The 1,554-nt window shown below is 30.4% G+C and carries 1 protein-coding gene; it reads right to left on the reverse strand.

The genetic code is table 11. The features are described 5' to 3' along the window. Window positions 1-193: 193 nt before the first annotated feature. On the reverse strand, window positions 194-1,441 hold the full coding sequence (locus Q0370_RS03820; protein WP_299572342.1) for a dicarboxylate/amino acid:cation symporter: 1,248 nt from the start codon (window positions 1,439-1,441) through the stop codon (window positions 194-196). Window positions 1,442-1,554: the final 113 nt, after the last annotated feature.

Consider the following 1,554-nt stretch of genomic DNA (forward strand, 5'->3'; position numbering starts at 1 on the left):
AACAGAGATTTATGCACTTTCATTATATGAAATAAGTAAGTTGAAAAATAGAAAAGAATAACTTGAAATAAAAAACTGTCTAATAGTCCTGTTTTAAGATTAAAAGACAGTTTTTGAATAATTTGTTTAAAAATAATAATTTTATATAAATAATATAATTTTTCAGTCTAATTTTAGCGAAATTTTACTAAAATTAGTTATAGAATTTTTGGGGATCTGTAATTTCGTTTTCACTTCTAGCTACAACCATTGTGCAGACAGCGTCTCCTGTTATATTTACTGCTGTTCTGAACATATCTATTATTCTGTCAACACCTATTACAACACCAATTCCTTCAAGCGGTAATCCTGCTTGTTTTAATACAAGCGAAAGCATTAGCATACCTGCACCTGGAACACCTGCTGTACCAACAGAAGCCAGTACTGCTGTTAAAATAATTCCCAAATATTGTGTTGGTCCTAAATGAATATTATAAAGATTTGCAATAAATACGGCAGCAACACCTTGCATAATTGCAGTACCGTCCATATTTACAGTTGCTCCTAAAGGAATTGTGAATGAACTTATTTCCTCAGATATACCAAATTTTTCTGTTAAAGTCTCAATATTTACTGGGATTGTTGCATTGCTGCTGGATGTAGAAAATGCAACTGATATAACATTAAAGAATTTTTTGAAGAATCTTAATGGACTTACTTTTGCCATAGTTGTTAGCATTATTTGATAAACACCTGTATGAATAACAAATGCAAATAATGTTGCAGCCACAAATCCAAGCAATTTTAAAAGCACATCCACACCTGTTGAAGCAACAACTTTTGAAATTAGTGCGAATACTCCTATTGGAGCTACTTCCATTATAAGTTCCACCATTTTTAACACAAGTTCATTTGCTTCTTCAAGTAAAGCTTTTAAATTTTTTACTTTATCTCCTAAAGCTGAAATTGCAACTCCTAATAGCAGAAAAAATACTATAATTGCAAGCATTTTTTCCTCTGACATTGCATTAATAATGTTTTTTGGAATCATATCAAGAAGAATATCAATAAGTTTACCTTGCTCCGCAATTTTAAATTCACCTTTAGGAAGTTCTCCATGAACCATTCCCATTCCGATTCCAGAAACTTTTGCTACAAATAATCCAATTACTACAGCAATAGCAGTAGTTGCAAAATAGAAACCCAAAACCTTTGTACCAATTCTTTTAAGTTTTTTTATATCTCCAATAGAAGCTGCTCCCATTGCAAGAGAAATAGAAACTAACGGTACAATCATAACTTTCATAAGATTGATAAACATTCCTCCAAAAAAAGCAAGGACTGAATCAATAACGACATCTTTTACGAAGGGATTTTTTGCAAAAGGACTTAATATTAGCCCAAATACAATCCCAAGTGCTAGCCCAACCATTATCCTAGTTGTTAATCCCATTTTTTTCATAGATTTTTTTACAGTATAAAATACTGCCTCCTTTCTCAAATTTATAAAATATACTATATTTTAACTTTTTATTGAAAAATTTACAACCCATAAAAAAATTTTTTTTTATCCTA

This window comes from uncultured Leptotrichia sp., from assembly GCF_938036635.1.
Classification (GTDB): domain Bacteria; phylum Fusobacteriota; class Fusobacteriia; order Fusobacteriales; family Leptotrichiaceae; genus Leptotrichia; species Leptotrichia hongkongensis.

What these genes read in the sequence shown, in the direction of transcription:
- Q0370_RS03820 (WP_299572342.1), bottom strand. Translation starts at nt 1,441, where the DNA reads ATGAAAAAAATGGGATTAACAACTAGGATAATGGTTGGGCTAGCACTT.